The organism is Agrobacterium leguminum (assembly GCF_005144435.2).
GTDB lineage: Bacteria > Pseudomonadota > Alphaproteobacteria > Rhizobiales > Rhizobiaceae > Agrobacterium > Agrobacterium leguminum.
In genome coordinates this window covers 1,680,973-1,697,357 of sequence record NZ_CP120211.1, presented here as the reverse complement: position 1 = coordinate 1,697,357, position 16,385 = coordinate 1,680,973, and the positions used below count along the sequence as shown (strand labels likewise).

General features: G+C 60.6%; 18 protein-coding genes. 10 read left to right on the top strand and 8 right to left on the bottom strand.

Going from position 1 to position 16,385, the window contains the following annotated elements:
- Positions 1-7: 7 nt before the first annotated feature.
- Positions 8-2,017 carry an ATP-binding protein gene (locus CFBP4996_RS08450; protein ID WP_080851495.1) on the bottom strand — a complete coding sequence of 670 codons (2,010 nt, stop codon included), beginning with the start codon at positions 2,015-2,017 and terminating at the stop codon, positions 8-10.
- Positions 2,018-2,399: 382 nt separating this feature from the next.
- Here CFBP4996_RS08450 and CFBP4996_RS08445 point away from each other — a divergent pair, with 382 nt between their 5' ends.
- From CFBP4996_RS08445 to CFBP4996_RS08430, 4 genes are all read left to right on the top strand, one after another.
- The gene (locus tag CFBP4996_RS08445; protein WP_035239227.1) at positions 2,400-4,193 is read left to right on the top strand and encodes an acetolactate synthase 3 large subunit; all 1,794 of its coding nucleotides are present in this window, start codon (positions 2,400-2,402) and stop codon (positions 4,191-4,193) included.
- A gap of 19 nt (positions 4,194-4,212) precedes the next feature.
- Entirely contained in the window at positions 4,213-4,785 is a 573-nt protein-coding gene (gene ilvN, locus CFBP4996_RS08440; RefSeq protein ID WP_003522378.1) for an acetolactate synthase small subunit, read from the top strand.
- 131 nt (positions 4,786-4,916) lie between these two features.
- Complete coding sequence (locus tag CFBP4996_RS08435; RefSeq protein ID WP_031233868.1) at positions 4,917-5,285, top strand: ArsR/SmtB family transcription factor; 369 nt, start codon at positions 4,917-4,919, stop codon at positions 5,283-5,285.
- The gene (locus tag CFBP4996_RS08430) at positions 5,278-5,808 is read left to right on the top strand and encodes an SRPBCC family protein (RefSeq protein ID WP_080851498.1); all 531 of its coding nucleotides are present in this window, start codon (positions 5,278-5,280) and stop codon (positions 5,806-5,808) included. Before CFBP4996_RS08435 ends, CFBP4996_RS08430 begins: the two co-directional genes overlap by 8 nt.
- Before the next feature lie 173 nt (positions 5,809-5,981).
- Here the strand turns inward: CFBP4996_RS08430 and CFBP4996_RS08425 are convergent, their stop codons facing one another.
- Positions 5,982-6,827 (bottom strand): aldo/keto reductase, encoded by an 846-nt coding sequence (locus tag CFBP4996_RS08425; RefSeq protein WP_080851500.1) that lies wholly within the window; start codon positions 6,825-6,827, stop codon positions 5,982-5,984.
- A gap of 164 nt (positions 6,828-6,991) precedes the next feature.
- Here CFBP4996_RS08425 and CFBP4996_RS08420 point away from each other — a divergent pair, with 164 nt between their 5' ends.
- Positions 6,992-7,585: a LysE family translocator gene (locus tag CFBP4996_RS08420; protein ID WP_080818672.1), complete on the top strand. Its 594-nt coding sequence runs from the start codon at positions 6,992-6,994 to the stop codon at positions 7,583-7,585.
- Positions 7,586-7,591: 6 nt separating this feature from the next.
- On the opposite strand, the gene CFBP4996_RS08415 is transcribed toward CFBP4996_RS08420, so the two are convergent.
- The 3 genes from CFBP4996_RS08415 to CFBP4996_RS08405 are packed head-to-tail and all read right to left on the bottom strand — an operon-like array spanning position 7,592 to position 9,298.
- Entirely contained in the window at positions 7,592-8,380 is a 789-nt protein-coding gene (locus CFBP4996_RS08415; protein WP_020810223.1) for an anti-sigma factor family protein, read from the bottom strand.
- Complete coding sequence (locus CFBP4996_RS08410) at positions 8,377-8,934, bottom strand: RNA polymerase sigma factor (protein ID WP_162935847.1); 558 nt, start codon at positions 8,932-8,934, stop codon at positions 8,377-8,379. Before CFBP4996_RS08410 ends, CFBP4996_RS08415 begins: the two co-directional genes overlap by 4 nt.
- Complete coding sequence (locus CFBP4996_RS08405; protein WP_078051963.1) at positions 8,918-9,298, bottom strand: COG4315 family predicted lipoprotein; 381 nt, start codon at positions 9,296-9,298, stop codon at positions 8,918-8,920. Before CFBP4996_RS08405 ends, CFBP4996_RS08410 begins: the two co-directional genes overlap by 17 nt.
- A 141-nt stretch (positions 9,299-9,439) precedes the next feature.
- Between CFBP4996_RS08405 and CFBP4996_RS08400 the strand changes: the two genes are divergently transcribed.
- A complete protein-coding gene (locus CFBP4996_RS08400) occupies positions 9,440-9,799 on the top strand; it encodes an ArsR/SmtB family transcription factor (protein ID WP_020810226.1) in 360 nt (119 codons plus the stop codon).
- The gene (locus CFBP4996_RS08395; protein ID WP_080851505.1) at positions 9,796-10,278 is read left to right on the top strand and encodes an SRPBCC family protein; all 483 of its coding nucleotides are present in this window, start codon (positions 9,796-9,798) and stop codon (positions 10,276-10,278) included. The genes CFBP4996_RS08400 and CFBP4996_RS08395 overlap by 4 nt, the downstream gene beginning before the upstream one ends.
- A 6-nt stretch (positions 10,279-10,284) precedes the next feature.
- Here the strand turns inward: CFBP4996_RS08395 and CFBP4996_RS08390 are convergent, their stop codons facing one another.
- Positions 10,285-10,767 (bottom strand): DUF2269 family protein, encoded by a 483-nt coding sequence (locus tag CFBP4996_RS08390; RefSeq protein ID WP_080851508.1) that lies wholly within the window; start codon positions 10,765-10,767, stop codon positions 10,285-10,287.
- Entirely contained in the window at positions 10,767-12,053 is a 1,287-nt protein-coding gene (locus tag CFBP4996_RS08385) for an SDR family oxidoreductase (RefSeq protein ID WP_080851510.1), read from the bottom strand. The genes CFBP4996_RS08390 and CFBP4996_RS08385 overlap by 1 nt, the downstream gene beginning before the upstream one ends.
- Positions 12,054-12,177: 124 nt before the next feature.
- Here CFBP4996_RS08385 and CFBP4996_RS08380 point away from each other — a divergent pair, with 124 nt between their 5' ends.
- Positions 12,178-13,305 (top strand): ATP-dependent DNA helicase, encoded by a 1,128-nt coding sequence (locus CFBP4996_RS08380; protein ID WP_059756749.1) that lies wholly within the window; start codon positions 12,178-12,180, stop codon positions 13,303-13,305.
- Positions 13,306-13,311: 6 nt separating this feature from the next.
- On the opposite strand, the gene CFBP4996_RS08375 is transcribed toward CFBP4996_RS08380, so the two are convergent.
- On the bottom strand, positions 13,312-14,010 hold the full coding sequence (locus CFBP4996_RS08375; protein ID WP_080851513.1) for a MerR family transcriptional regulator: 699 nt from the start codon (positions 14,008-14,010) through the stop codon (positions 13,312-13,314).
- A gap of 236 nt (positions 14,011-14,246) precedes the next feature.
- Here CFBP4996_RS08375 and CFBP4996_RS08370 point away from each other — a divergent pair, with 236 nt between their 5' ends.
- Entirely contained in the window at positions 14,247-15,002 is a 756-nt protein-coding gene (locus CFBP4996_RS08370) for a pyridoxine 5'-phosphate synthase (protein WP_080853130.1), read from the top strand.
- A 72-nt stretch (positions 15,003-15,074) separates the two neighbouring features.
- Positions 15,075-16,340: an NAD(P)/FAD-dependent oxidoreductase gene (locus CFBP4996_RS08365; protein ID WP_080851516.1), complete on the top strand. Its 1,266-nt coding sequence runs from the start codon at positions 15,075-15,077 to the stop codon at positions 16,338-16,340.
- Positions 16,341-16,385 lie beyond the last annotated feature (45 nt).

Here is a 16,385-nt window from a genome sequence, read left to right as displayed (position 1 = left end):
GCGCCCATCAGTCTTTCCGGTAGAGACTGCCGAGCGGCTTCTTCAGCAGGCTTTCGCGGAGCGACGGACGTGCATCGCCGGGCGGCGGGCCATTCTGTGCCTGCATCTGGAAACTCGCCTTGCGCAACTCGTTGACGGCGCCGGAGGCGGCATCGGGTGCCGCCGGATTTGGCGATGCGGAGAGCGTGCGGCCGGGCAGCATGTCCGGGCGGTAGGGCTCGTATCCCTCCGGTGCGGCCGTCCCCAGTTCCCGCTTCCAGCGGTCGATGTCGTCCGTCTCCCGTGGTGCGGCTGCCGGCTCCGGCAGATCGGAAAAGGCTGCTTCGACGCTTTGCTGGAAGCCGGTGATAACAGGCTTGGCAGTGGCGCGCATGCGGGTGACGATGTTGTTCAGATCGACCGTGTCAGGGGTTTCATGGTTCGTATGGCTGATGGTGCCGCTCGCCTTCGGCAATTTGGCCGTGGCCACGCGGTCGAAACGCATGCGCATCGGTACATTGACGGCCTCGCCGAAGGCGATGGCCTCGCCATTGCCGATGGAAGACAGAAAGCTGGTGGTCGAGGTCGATGCGTTCGGTACGGCGGAGAGAATGATCTTCTGGTCGATCTCGTTCGACAGCCGCATGGCGAAAACCGTCGAGCATTGCGACAGGATGGTCTGGTCCAGCTCGCTTGGCCGCTGGCTGATGACGCCGAGCGAAATGCCGTATTTGCGGCCTTCCTTGGCGATCTGGGCAATGGATTGCCGGGTGGGGAAAAAGCCGCGCTCGGGGTCGGCAGGTACATAACGGTGCGCTTCCTCGCAGACGACAAGCATATGCAGCGAGCCACGCGCCAGCACCGCCAGTTCGAAGGACATGCGGCAGAGGACGGAGACCACCGAATTCACCACTTCGGAGGGGATGCCGGAAAGCTGGAACACCGAAATCGGCTTGCCTTCCCCGGGAATGCGGAAAATATGCGCGACCGTCTCCAGAATGGTGTCGCTGATCGTATTGCTGGAGAACATGAAATTGTAACGCGTGTCGTTGATGGCCGAGAGAATGCGGCCCTTCAGCGAACGCAGCGCGGGTTTTTCGCCACGCCCTTCCAGCCGGCCGATGCGCTCGTCGATGAGGGCGAGAAGATCGGCCATGCGATAGGGCACCGGCGTATCCGGCGTGATCGCGCTCTTGTCGGAGGTGCGGCGCACGGCGGAACCCTCGGTGCCGCGAAATGCCTTTTTCGCTTCCGGAACGAGGTCGCGAAGGACATCCATTTCTTCCGGCACGGGTTTGCGGCCGCGGAAAATCACTTCCGCAAATTCCTCAAGGCGCATCAGCCAGAAGGGAAGATCCAGCGTATCGGTGTCGATGACGACTGAATGATCGGGAAAGGCGGCCGCGAATTCATTATGCGGATCGAGAATGAGGACACGCAGCTTCGGGTCGGTCTCGATCGCCTTGTTCAGAAGCAGCGAGACGGCGGTGGTCTTGCCCACACCCGTCGAGCCGACGACGGCGAAATGTTTGGCGAGCATCTGGGGAATGCTGATGGTGGCGTTGATCGTATCGTCCTGCGTCAGCCTGCCGATCGTGCAGGCGTCGCGCTTGCCGCTGTCGTAAATCTTGGCAAGATCGCTGGTGCGGATGCGATGCGCCACCGCACCGAGATAGGGGTAACGGGAGATGCCGGTGGAAAAGCGCTCGCTGCCATCCTCGGTGCGATAGACTTCGCCAACCAGTTCAACCTCGATCAGCAGCCTGTTCGGCCTGTCCGCCGCCCAGTAGTCCTCGCCGGTTCGCATGGAAAAGACCAGCGCCGCGACACGGCTCGTACCCATTTCGATGGAGATAAGGCGTCCGACGGACCAGAGCTGCGAGACATCGGTGGTGCCGGGTTCCGTTTCGGCGGCGATGGTGGCATGCGCACCGTTACAGGCGATGACGCGGCCCAGCATGCGGTTCGCCGGCTGCTGGCCGGATCGCCGTTCGTTTTCGTCCATGCGGGACGCATTATGAAACGTGTCGTTACTCACATTTTTTCCCGGTACATGCGGATGATCGCGGTGGTTCGGGCAGTATCTGCGTTCTCGATATTAAAAGATTATGCTTAACAACATGTGTACCGGCTGCGTTCGAAAATTTCGCGCAAGCAGCCTTTCGGGTAATAAAAGAAGGCGGCGGCGATTTTTTCCCGCAATATGCGTTGACGGCTGGCGCTTTTGTGGCTAACACTCCGGCCCATGAAAAATCTTAACGTACTTATCGTGGTGGGACGGCGCATGGGCAGGATGGTGTAACCATCCGGCGAAAGCACCCATGCGCTGAACGAGGCTCCTCTAGGGGCCTTTTTTTATGTCTTCAAACAGGCCCTCGGGCTCCTCGATATCCAAAGCCAAAGCGGGATGGAAACAGGCAATGACGGATAAGGACAATACGGAAAACAGCAATCGCATGACAGGTGCGGAGATCGTTCTGCAGGCGCTGAAGGACAATGGCGTCGAGCACATCTTCGGTTATCCTGGCGGTGCCGTGCTTCCGATCTATGACGAGATTTTCCAGCAGGAAGACATCCAGCATATCCTCGTGCGCCACGAGCAGGGCGCTGGCCATGCCGCCGAAGGTTATGCCCGTTCCACCGGCAAGGTCGGCGTCATGCTCGTCACCTCCGGCCCCGGCGCGACGAATGCGGTCACCCCGCTGCAGGATGCGCTGATGGATTCCATTCCGCTCGTCTGCCTGTCCGGCCAGGTTCCCACCACGCTCATCGGTTCCGACGCGTTCCAGGAATGCGATACCGTCGGTATCACGCGCCCCTGCACCAAGCACAATTGGCTGGTCAAGGACGTCAACGAGTTGGCGGGCATCATCCATGAAGCCTTCCGTATCGCGCAGACGGGTCGTCCCGGTCCTGTCGTCGTCGATATTCCGAAGGACATCCAGTTCGCCACCGGCACTTACACGCCGCCCTCCGCCGCCACCCAGCATGAGAGCTACAAGCCGAAGGTTCAGGGCGATCTGAACGCCATTCATGCCGCCATCGACCTGATGTCGAAGGCGAAGAAGCCGGTTTTCTATACCGGCGGCGGCGTCATCAATTCCGGTCCGGAGGCAACCCGGCTGCTGCGCGAACTGGTGGAGCTGACCGGCTTCCCGATCACCTCGACGCTGATGGGCCTCGGCGCCTATCCGGCTTCCGGCAAGAACTGGCTCGGCATGCTGGGCATGCACGGTTCCTACGAAGCCAATATGACGATGCATGATTGCGACGTTCTGGTCTGCGTCGGCGCGCGTTTCGACGACCGAATTACCGGCCGCATCAATGCGTTCTCGCCGAATTCGAAGAAGATCCATATCGATATCGACCCGTCCTCGATCAACAAGACGGTTCGCGTCGACGTGCCGATCATCGGCGATGTCAGCCATGTTCTGGAAGATATGGTTCGCCTGTGGCGCGCTCTGCCGAAGAAGGTTGAGAAGGCGCAGACGGCCGACTGGTGGGCGCAGATCGAGCGCTGGCGCGCCCGCAATTCCTTCGCCTACAAGAATTCCAACGATGTCATCATGCCGCAATATGCCTTGCAGCGGCTTTATGAGGCGTCGAAGGGTCGCGACACTTACATTACCACTGAAGTTGGCCAGCATCAGATGTGGGCGGCGCAGTTCTTCGGTTTCGAGGAGCCGAACCACTGGATGACCTCGGGCGGTCTCGGCACCATGGGCTATGGCCTGCCGGCGGCCATCGGCGTTCAGGTCGCCCACCCGGACGCGCTGGTCATCGATATTGCCGGTGACGCCTCGATCCAGATGTGCATTCAGGAAATGTCCTGCGCCATCCAGTACGGTCTGCCGGTGAAGATCTTCATCCTCAACAACCAGTATATGGGCATGGTGCGCCAATGGCAGCAGCTGCTGCATGGCAACCGCCTGTCCAACTCCTATACGGAAGCGATGCCCGATTTCGTCAAGCTGGCGGAAGCCTATGGCGCGGTCGGCATGTATTGCGACGATCCGAAGGAACTGGACGACAAGATTGCAGAAATGATCGCGGTCAAGAAGCCGGTCATTTTCGATTGCCGCGTCGCCAATCTTGCCAATTGCTTCCCGATGATCCCGTCTGGTAAAGCCCATAACGAGATGCTGTTGCCGGATGAGGCGACGGATGAAGCGGTTGCCAACGCCATTGACGCCAAGGGCCGTCAGCTAGTCTGAGCCGGGAGAGGAAAAGGACATGAACGCACACCTACAACCCACCGGCTCGGCCTATTTCATCCAGAAGGAAACGGCTGCCGTCGAAAATCACACGCTGTCGGTTCTCGTCAGCAACGAGCCGGGCGTCCTCGCCCGGGTCATCGGCCTGTTCTCCGGCCGCGGCTACAACATCGAAAGCCTGACCGTTTCGGAAACGGAACATGAGGCGCATCTGTCGCGCATCACCATCGTCACGCGCGGCACACCCATCGTGCTGGAGCAGATCAAGGCGCAGCTTGAGCGCATCGTGCCGGTGCACCGGGTTCTCGATCTCACCGTTCGCGCCCGCGAACTCGGTCAGGAGCGGCCTATCGAGCGCGAAGTGGCGCTCATCAAGGTCGCCGGTTCCGGCGAGGACCGCGCTGAGACGCTGCGCCTTGCCGATGCGTTTCAGGCCAAGGTAGTGGATGCGACGGTGGAGCATTTCATCTTCGAGATCACCGGCAAGTCGTCGAAGATCGACCAGTTCGTGGCGATCATCAAGCCGCTCGGCCTGATCGAGATTTGCCGCACCGGTATCGCGGCGATGAATCGCGGCCCACAGGGGATGTAACCTCCATATCCGGAGCATATGCTGAAATATAAGCCCGCGGTTCGCCGCGGGTTTTTTTATGGCTTTGCCCGGATCGGCATATATTCAACCATATGATTGACTTTCCGGGGCGGCAGTCTATATTCAACAACATGGTTGAATTATCCGCTTCACATCTCGATACCGTCTTTCATGCCCTTGGCGACGCCACGCGGCGCACGATGCTACGCGATCTTTCCCTTGGTGAGCGAACGGTGAGCCAGTTGGCCAGGCCGTTCGACATATCGCTCGCCGCCGCATCGAAACATATCAAGGCGCTGGAAAATGCGGGGCTTATCCGCCGCGAGGTGAGGGGGCGCATCCATGTCTGTCGCCTTGCGCCGGAACCCTTGGCAGAGGCGCATGAATGGCTCGATTTCTACCGACAGTTCTGGGGCAGTCGCCTCGATATTCTTGAGCAGATGCTCAGGGAGGATGATCAGGGAAAAATCCCTGCAGATGGAGGAAATGACAATGGCTGATATTGCAATGCCTGACGCCTATGGCCGTCTTGTCGAACCGACAACCCTGAAGATCGAACGGCTGCTGCCGGGGCCGATCGAGCGGGTATGGGCCTATCTGACACAAAGCGAGCTTCGCCGTCGCTGGCTGGCTTCCGGCGAAATGCGGCTTGCGCCCGATGCGCCGTTCGAACTCGTCTGGCGTAACGATGAGCTTTCCGATCCGCCGGGCCGTCGCCCGGAAGGCTTTTCCGAAGAGCACAGGATGGCGTCCCGCATCATCACCGTCGTTCCGCCGCACCGCCTTGTCTTCAGTTGGGGCGAGGGCGCGGAGGTGTCCATTGAGCTTCAGGCTCTGGGCAAGGACGTGCTTTTGACGCTGGTCCATCGCCGGCTTGCGGATCGCACGACCAAGCTCAATGTCAGCGCCGGCTGGCACGTGCACCTCGATATTCTCGCTGCCCGACTTCAGGAAGAGGAGCCGGGACCCTTCTGGGATACCTGGCTGGGGCTGAAAGAGGAATATGAGCACCGCATACCGTAATGAAGCGCGGTGCGTTCTCATGATCTGACGGCGCGGCTTGTCGCGCCGTTTCTTCCGGTCCGGGACTGATGACGCATCCCTGAACAATGGGCCTGCTTTTCGGCCTGGCGTTCACATTCCGATTCAACCGCTTGAGCGATTGATTCTGAAGTGTTTCGTAACCCTCTGTTACCTCACAGCATTTCCAGTGATGTCTTGCGCGTTGGCGGCGGGAAGACGGCATCCAGCGCCGCCCAGTCTTCCTCGGTTATTTCAAGATCGGTCGCGCCGCGATTTTCCTCGACACGGGAAACGCTGGCGGATTTAGGAATGGCGATGACGCCGTCCCTCTCCAGAAGAAAGGCGAGCGCCAGTTGCGCCGGTGTCGCCTGATAGGCCTTGGCGATGCGGATGAGTTCGTGGTTCTTCAAGATGCGGCCCTGCTCGATGGGGGAATAGGCCATCAGCGGCACGCCGCGCTCCTGGCACCAGGGCAGTAGCGAAAACTCCGGCCCACGCCGGGACAGATTGTAGAGCACCTGATTGGCCGCGCAGTTCTTGCCGCCGGGAACCGCGAAAAGCTCCTCCATGCCGTCGGTGTCGAAATTGGAGACGCCCCAGTCGCCGATCTTGCCGTCGCTCTTCAGCCTTTCGAAAGCCGCCACGGTTTCTGCAAGCGGGTGCTCGCCGCGCCAGTGCAGCAGATAGAGGTCGATATGGTCGGTGCCGAGCCTTGCAAGGCTGCGTTCGCAGGCCTCCGCCGTGCCTCTTTCGCTGGCGTTCCAGGGATAGATCTTGCTGACCAGAAACACGTTCTGTCGACGGCCGGCGATGGCCGCGCCGACCACCTCTTCCGATCTGCCGTCCGCATACATTTCCGCCGTGTCGATCAGCGTCATTCCGAGATCGATCGCCTTGCGGATGCTTTCGACCTCCTGCGGCGCGGATGATCTCGTCTCCCCCATGTTCCAGGTGCCGAGGCCAAGGGCGGGAACCTCTTTTCCGGAGGGCAGGGTGACGGAAGGAATATCGTCATACATGGGTTCGCTCCAGCGGTTGGTGATCGGACAATAGAACTTTGTTCCGACTTCTCAAAGCCGGCATGGAGAGGATCGATCCATCAAAAAAATTGACCACGGCCATCGGTTCGGCGGGGTGGCCTGATGTTGGCCCGGCGGATAGGATTTCGGCTCAAGGAGAAATCATGACTGTCGAAACTCTTGTCGCGCTGGTGCTGTTTGCTTTCACCACATCCATCACGCCCGGCCCGAACAATATGATGCTTTTTGCCTCCGGCGTGAATTTCGGATTCCGCCGCACCATCCCGCATATGCTGGGCATCGGGGCGGGGTTCCTGTCGCTGCTGATTGGGGTCGGCTTCGGTCTCGGCGCGTTGTTGCATTCGGTGCCCGTGCTTTACACCGGGCTGAAATTCGCAGGCGGGCTCTATCTCGTCTGGATTGCGTGGAAGATCGGCACCTCCCGCAGCCTGAGCGAGGGTTCGGCCGCATCGGAGCCGATGAGTTTCCTTGCTGCGGCCGCCTTTCAGTGGGTCAATCCCAAGGCGTGGGTGATGGCGGTGACGGCGATGGCGACCTATACGGATGAGCGGCAATATTTCCTCACCGTGCTTCTCGTTGGCGTGGCCTTCGCCGCGGTCAATCTTCCCAGCGTTTCCACCTGGGCCGGTTTCGGCTCGGCATTGCGGGAATGGCTGGCTGTGCCGGTCCGGCTCAAATGGTTCAATATCACCATGGCTGTGCTTCTCGTCATCAGCCTCTGGCCGATGCTGAAATAACGGTCTTCACGTCGGGAACTGCCGATAACATTCCTCGGCGATCGCCTGCACCTCGTCGCGCGTCAGCTCGGCAGACACGGCGTAACCCAGTTCATTGTCGATCCAGTAGAAGGTCTCGATGCCGTCGGCGCTGGCCATGCGGAAGCTGGTGGTGCGGTTTTCCTCGTTGTGGCCGATCAGCACCGTCACCCGACGGCCGGTCTTGTCCTGATACATCAGCATCGCGCCCGGTTTGCCGCTGACGGGGATAAGACGCCCGCCGACGAGGTCGTATCCGATCTTCGAGAGATCGGGGATGGTGAAGGGGTAACCGAGCCGCTTGCCGAGCCATGTGGCGAGATGCTGCTGTTCTCCCGCGCCGACTTCGACGGGATGGCGCACCTCGCTCGCATAGATGAGATAGGCGGATTTCGCCTGCGCCGGAATATCCGTCGTCAGCGACGCCAGCGTCACGTCCTGCGGCGTGGAAAAAGACGGCGGCAGAAGCCTGCCCGCCGCAGCACCCGCCACGAAGATCAAAAGGGCTGCCGCTGTTTGCAGCAGAACCGGTTTTGCCCGCCATGCGCGGTCCCTCTTTTGCGGGCTGAGCATCGATGCATCATGCGGATGCGCGGCGGCATAGGAGGCGAAGGCATTGCGCAGAATATCGGCCTGTTTTCTCCATTCCTCCACGCGGGCCTGCTCTTCCGGCCTTTCCGCCAGCCAGGCCTCGACAGCCGCGCGGTCATCGTCGGAAAGAAGTCCGTCGACATAGGCGTGCAGATCGTCTTCGGTTATGGCCTCTAGCCGTTTCATCTTGGTCTCCGCAGGGGAATGATATTATCCGCCGCCAGATGCTGGCGAAGGGTTTCGCGGGCGCGGGACAGTCTGGACATGACGGTGCCGAGGGGGATCGACAATGTCTCGGCCGCCTCCTGATAGCTGTAGCCTTCCACCGTCACCAGCATCAGCACGGCGCGCATGTCCGGCGAAAGAAGGGCGAGTGCGCCGTGCAGCCGGTCGTTCTCCAGCGTGTCGGAGAGCGTATCCGTGACGGCGATGCTCTCATGGCCGTCCAGGCTCTCGGACGGGTGGCGTTTCTCGGCGCGATGGCGGTTACGATAAAGATTCGTCATTATCGTGTAAGCCCATGATTTCAAACCCGTTCCGCGCCATTGCCTTTTATTGGCCAGCGCCTTTTCCACGCAGTCCTGCAAGAGGTCTTCGCCATCGGCATCTGAACGGGAAAGGCTGCGGGAATAACGGCGCAGCATGGGCATCAGCGCCAGCATTTCGGTTTCGAAACTGCCGGCTGCGGGGGAATGGTTCCCCCGCTTTTCGTCCTTCATGCCATCAGGGTTTTGCGGCATCCCATACACCGTTCATACCGTCGCCGGTGGCGTCGCCTTTTTTCGTGTCCTTGACCCAGTAATAAAGCGGCATGCCATCCTTCGCCCATTGCATCTTGCCGTCCTTGCGCTTCACGAGGGAATAGGCGCCCTCGGCCTTGTCGCTAGCGGCTGCGAAAAACGGCGGCCAGTTCACCGCGCATTTGTCATAACAATTGGATACGCCCTTCTTGTCGTTCTTGAAAGTGTAGAGCGTCATGCCTTTTTCGCCCGCCAGCACATCGCCCTTGGCGGTCTTGACGGTTTCGACCATAGGGGCGGCATAGGCCGTTCCGGCAAAAGCCAGAACGAGGGCGGGAACGATAAAGCGGATCTTCATGGACATATCCTCCTTGGTTCGGGCGGCCTCTGCCGCCAGCACATCAAGAGACACCGCAACCCGACGGATTATTCCCTGCGGCAACGAATTTTCGCGATTTTTAAACTTATCCATTGAGCTAACTATTTTGATATGATAGTTAGCCTTATGGAAAACTATTCAGACGCGCTCGACGATATCTTCCAGTCTCTTGCCGATCCGACCCGCAGGGCGGTGATCCTGAGGCTGGGCGGCGGGGAGGCGAGTATCGGAACGCTGGCCGAGCCCTTCGACATGGCCCTGCCATCCTTCATGAAACATATCCGCCAACTGGAAGAGGCGGGGCTGATCGTGACGCGCAAGCAGGGGCGTGTCCGGTTCTGTTCCCTGGAGAAACAGAGATTCTCCATGCTCGATGGCTGGTTGTCGCAACAGCGCGCCATCTGGGAAGGCCGCACCGACCGGCTCGAACAATTCGTTATGGCGCAACAGGACAGGATGTCCAGTAAAGGGGAGAATGACCAATGACCGAGACTTTCAATCCCGATCTCGACCTGAAGATTTCACGCATCATCAGGGCGCCGCGCCGGCTCGTCTGGAATGCCTGGACGGACAAGGCCAGCCTCGAACAATGGTGGGTGCCGCATCCCGGCCAATGCCGGGTCGACCGCATGGAGCTTCATCCCGGCGGCGCCTTCGAAACGCGCTATAGCGAGGACGGCACGACCTTCGGTCCGCATGTCAAAGGATGTTTTCTGGCGGTGGATCATGAGCAGCGTCTGGTTTTCACCGATGCGCTGACGGCGGGTTTTCGCCCCTCCGCCCAGCCGTTCCTCACCGCCGTGATGACGTTTCGCGATCACCCCGACGGCATGGAATATGTGGCCTATGCCATGCACAACAATCTTGAGGATCGCGACAGGCACGCGGAGATGGGCTTCTTCGACGGCTGGAACACGGTTGCGGAGCAGCTGGCGCAGCTTGTCGAGCGACAGGCGGTCAATTGAGCCGCATCAGCCGAACAGGGGAATGTCCGGCTTGTTGAGCATGAGCCAGATGATGCCGAGAACCGCGAAAAAGGCGGGAAAACCGCAGGCGAACCAGATGCGGTAAAGGCGGAACCATTGCGCTGGCAGGGCCTGCCCGGTGGCGGCGCAGTCGCGGGCGATATCGCGCAGCCTGATCTGTATCCACACCACCGGCAGCCAGAAAATGCCGGTGAAGACATAAAGGGCGAGCGAAAGCGCGATCCAGCCTTCGGTCAGCGGCCAGCCGATGATGCGCGCGAGAAAATATCCGGTGAACGGCTGGATGATCGCGGCGGTGGCGGTAAAGACCGTGTCGGCGATGACGACGGTGCCTGAGACATGGGCGATCAGCGCCGGGCTGGCCGTCCGCCGTGCCATCACCATGAAAAAGGCAATGCCCGCGCCGGTGCCGAACAGCACCGTCGCGCCGATGACATGGGCAAGCCGTAGCAGTTCCTCAAGTGTCATCAGCGTTCATCCAAGGTGGCGAGGGCAACGAGCGTCAGGGCGACGGAAGGCAGAACCTTGACCAGAGGACCGAGCGGATCGAGCCAAAGGGTCGGTTCCAGCAGGCTGCCGCCGGCCAGATAAGCGGCGCTGACCAGCAGCATGGCGACAAGCGCCTTTCTGGCGAGCGGCCGCAGCAGGACGGCGATGCCGAGGGCTATATCGATGAGGCAGGTGGCGAGTGTGAGAATGACAGCCGGCGTGTGCGGCATGAAGGGCAGGAAATGCGCCGCTGCTCCAGTGATATTCAGCAGCGGTATGAGGCCGGACAGCAGCCAGAATAAAGACAGGCAGAGAACGATCAGGGGTTTCAACAGATATAATCTGGCAAACCACAGGTCCTGAACGCCGGAAGGGTGGGCGGCCAGCGTCTGTTCCAGGGTCTTGAGTGACGCCATCGCCGGTCCTGCTTCATTCTCCGTTACGATGCCTTCCGACATGACCGTCATGGCGGTCGAACGCAGTGGCGACCGCCAGCCGAGTTTGCCTGCGGCATCCGCCACAAAGCCGACGGGGCGCATGAAGGCGGCGGGAAGATTTATGATCGGAGCACGGGGCAGGCCCAGCCATTGCCGGTGTCTGGCGACTACGTCCTGCAATGTCAGCGTTTCCTTCGCGGCGAGTTCTAGATCGCTGTCCGCCGGGATTTCGCCGTCGATCGCCGCGCATACCACGGTTGCCACATCCTCCACCGCGACCGTCCGGACGGCGATTCGTCCATTGACGAGCGGCACCACGAAGGGAAAGCCTGCAAGCGCACGCACGAGTGCCGTGCCGCCGTGCGCGTTTCGCCCAAGCACCAGCGCGGGGCGCAGAATGACGTGAGGCAGACCGCTTGCGGCGAGCGCCTCGTCGGCGCGGCGTTTGGTGGCGAGGAAGGGCAGGCCGGATGCGGCGCCCGCCGTGCGGGCCGATATCAGGATTATCCGTCTGCCGCCCGCCTGCGCCGTTGCTTCATAGAGCGCCAGCATCGCCTTTTCCTGCGTCGCGGCAAGGTCATCCGACAGGCCGTCCTGCAGCGCGCCCGCGCAATTGAGAATGGCGTCATGGTCATGGACGAGCGATGACCAGTCTGTCGCGTGCGTCATCCTGGAAAGATCGGCTGAGACCCAGTTGGCGAAAGGCCATTTGTCGCGGGCGCGGGTGACCGAACGCGCCAGCCCCGTCACGGCATGCCCGCGGAGGTGCAGGCTTTTGAGAACCTCCGAACCGATGAAACCTGTTGCGCCGAGAATCAATATCTTCATACGAGGGATGATAGCGACCACGGTTTAAAAACCAGCCGTGTTTTATTGCCGCATTATCACGTAGCGATTCATCTTTCGTTCTTTTTCTGTTGCGCATGACGCTCGAATCCTGCGATGAGGGCGCATGTTATTTTCACCGCAACAGGACGAAGCGCTGAAGGCTGTTTCCCGCTGGCTGAAGGAAGGCCGGACGCCGGTTTTCCGGCTGTTCGGTTATGCCGGAACGGGCAAGACGACGCTTGCCAAGCATTTCGCGGAAAATGTCGATGGCGAGGTGCTGTTTGCGGCCTTCACCGGCAAGGCCGCGCAGGTGCTGCGCTCGCGCGGGGCGACCAATGCGCGCACCATCCATTCGCTGATCTATCGCCCGCGCGGCGAAGAAACGGTGGAAGACGAGGAAACCGGCAAGACTTCGATTGCGCCGATGTTCTCCATCAACCGCCAGAGCCCGCTCGCCAAGGCGGCGCTCATCATCATCGATGAATGTTCGATGGTGGATGAGCAGCTCGGCAAGGACCTGATGAGCTTCGGCACGCCGATTCTCGTGCTTGGCGATCCCGGCCAGCTGCCGCCGGTTTCGGGCGGCGGCTTCTTTACCGAGCAGGAGCCGGACTATCTGCTGTCGGAAATCCATCGGCAAGCCAAGGACAATCCCATCATCCATCTCGCCATGGATGTGCGGGAGGGCCGGGAGATCATGCGCGGCGATTACGGGACGGCGCAGGTGATTTCCAAATCCGAGGTGACGCAGTCGCTGGTTCTCGATGCCGATCAGGTGCTGGTCGGCACCAACCGCACCCGCCGCCGTTACAATCAGCGGCTTCGCGAGCTGAAGGGTTTTACCGCCGATTACCCGCAATCCGGCGACAAGCTGGTCTGCCTCCGGAACGATCCGGCCAAGGGGCTGCTCAACGGTTCGCTCTGGCAGGTGATGAGTTCTTCGCGCGAAACGGTGAAGCCCGGCATCAACCTGATGATCCGGCCTGAAGACGACGATATGGATCGTGGTGCTGCCAAGATCAAATTGCTGAAGGCGGCCTTCGAGGATGTGGAGACGGAAATTCCGTGGTCCACGCGCAAGCGGTATGACGAATTCGATTTCGGCTATGCGCTGACCGTGCACAAGGCGCAGGGTTCGCAGTGGAACAACGTGGTTCTCTTCGACGAGAGCTATGCTTTCCGGGACTCGCGCGAGAGGTGGCTTTACACCGCCATTACCCGTGCGGCGGAGACACTGACCATCGTTCGTTGATCGTGACTATGCACGGATGACGCCGAGCAGAACCGCCTTGGCGACCGCCTGAAAGCGGTTGCTGGCATTGAACTTGCCGATGATCTTCGCCTCGAGAACATTGAGATCGCTGCCCGAAAGACCAAGGGCGCGGGCAAGGCGCACCGGGGCGTAACCCTCCGCCATCAGTTCCAGACATTTTCGTTCGGTGTCGGTGAGGGCGATGTCCTTGGCGGGCGCCCGTTCCGCGCCATCCATGCCGTCCGCATCCGTGTCGGCGACCAGCAGTTCCTCGATCTGCTGGGCCTGGCGCTGAAGGGTGGAAAGCTCGGCTGTCAATTCCCGCTTCCGCTGCCGCAGCGCGGCGTGGAATATATCGTCCGCCTCGCTTTGCGAGAGCGAACGGACGAATTTTTCCATGATCTCGGTAATGGCGGCGACGGAAATACCCACTTCGCGGCAGACGTTGATGACGGCCATGCGCTGGACATTGCGGTGGGTGTAGACCCGCATCTGGCCGATGCGCTTCGAGGTCAGCAGCGCCTTTTCCTCGTAAAAATGCAGCGTTCGGTGGGTCACCCCGAAGATATTGGCCATGTCGGCGATGGGCACGGGTTCCGCGGGCAGGGAGGAGGGCAGGCTTATATCCGGTAGAAAGCTGCTGATCCTTAGATTGGGTTTGTCCTCGTCGCCGTGACTTTCGAACGGCATCCGGCCATCCTGCATTGTCTCCCCCTTCGCGCTCTTTGACAGTGTGCCTGCCTTTTTAAAGGTGCCCGTTGCTTGTTCCCCCAAGACGGGCATGTTTTCCGATCAAGACCTCATGCCAAACGCTACATCAGAACCGTAACGTGTATTGCCTGTTTTCGTTCCCGTAGTAATAAAAAATTCGCCGGCCTTCTTGCGATTGGCCTCAACCTGCGTGAAACAGGATGTCAATTCCGAACCGGAGCCCCGATGCCATGCCCGCAAAACTTTCTGTCAATCTGAACGCAATTGCCATGTTACGCAACCGCCGCGATCTTCCATGGCCGGATGTCGCGCATTTCGGGCATATTGCACTGGCGGCGGGGGCAAGCGGGCTGACTGTACACCCGCGGCCGGATCAGCGCCATATCCGCTTTTCCGATCTGCCGGTGCTGCGCGCCCTGATCGATGACAGTTTCCCTGACACGGAATTCAACATCGAAGGTTATCCGACCGAGGATTTCCTCGTTCTTTGCGAGAAGACCCAACCGGAGCAGGTGACGCTGGTGCCCGACGATCCCTCGCAGGCAACCTCCGACCACGGCTGGGATTTCCGCAAACACGGCGTTTTCCTGAAAGACGTGGTGGGGCGCCTGAAGGCTGGCGGCATGCGCGTCTCGCTTTTTGCCGATGGCGATGGGGAGCGCGAGCCGGCGGAACTGGCGGCCGAGACGGGGGCGGCGCGCATCGAACTTTACACCGGCCCCTATGGCGGCTGTTTTGACGATCCGCAAAAGGGTGATGCGCTTCTCGAAAAGCTCGGGCAGACGGCGGATCATGCCAGAGCGCTCGGGCTTGCCGTCAATGCCGGCCATGACCTCACCGTCGCAAACCTGCCCAAGCTGATGAAACGCATCCCTTATCTGGCCGAGGTTTCCATCGGTCACGGGCTGACGGCGGATGCGCTTGAATATGGCATGGCTGAAACAGTCCGGCGTTTTTGTCACGCCTGCGGTCAGGCTATTTCATAACCAAAGTCAATTTTTTTGCCTATAGTTTGCCGGCGCATGCTCCGTGCGCGAGCTTATGAAGGCAGAAGACATATGCAAGAACATCATGTTGTCGTCGTGGGTGGAGGCTTCGGCGGTTTGCAACTGGTACACGGGCTGGAGGGGGCCCCTGTCCGCATCACATTGATAGATCGTCGCAATCACCACCTGTTCCAGCCATTGCTTTATCAGGTTGCGACGACGGCTCTGGCGACATCCGAAATCGCCTGGCCGATCCGCCATCTCTACCGCGACCGCAAGGAGGTCACGACCCTGCTTGCGGAGGTGACCGGCATAGACCGGGCGGCGCGGACCGTGCATTTAAGTTCGGGTCAGGTGATCGGCTTCGATACGCTGGTGCTGGCAACCGGCGCCCGCCACGCCTATTTCGGCCGCGACGAGTGGGAGCGTTCCGCCCCCGGTCTCAAGACGCTCGAAGATGCGACGACAATCCGCCGCCGCTTGCTTCTGGCTTTCGAACGGGCCGAACTCGCCACCAGTGAAGAGGAACGGCAGGCGCTGCTGACCTTCGTCATTATCGGCGCAGGGCCGACGGGCGTGGAAATGGCGGGCATGATCGCCGAACTGGCCCATAAGGCACTGCCGGCGGAATTCCGTAATGTGGATACCAGAAAAACCCGGGTGCTGCTCGTCGAGGCCGGCCCTCGCGTTCTGCCGGTCTTCACGGAAGATCTTTCGGCCTATGCGAAGGAAGCGCTCGAAAAACTCGGCGTCGAGGTACTGCTCGGCACACCGGTGACGGCGTGCAGCGATGAGGGCGTGACGGTGGGCGAGACCTATTACCCCTGCCGCACCGTGGTCTGGGCCGCCGGCGTGCAGGCGTCGCCCGCCGCGAAATGGCTCAACGCCGCCGCCGACCGGGCCGGGCGGGCCGTCGTCGGACCTCATCTCAATCTGGAAGACGATCCGAATATCTTCGTCATCGGCGATACGGCCGCCGTCAATCAGGAAAACGGCAAGCCGGTGCCGGGCATCGCACCCGCGGCAAAGCAGCAGGGCGCCTATGTCGCGAAAGTCATCAAGGCGCGGCTGGCCGGCCGGCCGTCACCGCCGCCGTTCCGCTACAGCCATCAGGGCAATCTGGCGACCATCGGCAAACGCGCGGCGGTAATCGATTTCGGCAGGTTCAAACTCAAGGGCGTGCTGGCGTGGTGGATATGGGGGCTTGCCCACATCTACTTCCTGATCGGAACTCGGTCGCGGCTTGCCGTGGCGTGGAGCTGGCTGTGGATTTACTTAAGCGGCCAGCACAGCGCGCGGCTGATTACCCAGAAAGAGACGCTGAAGGACGAGGCCTGAGGGCAGGGTGTGCAACAAGAAAGGGCGGGAAGCCTGCGCTTCCCG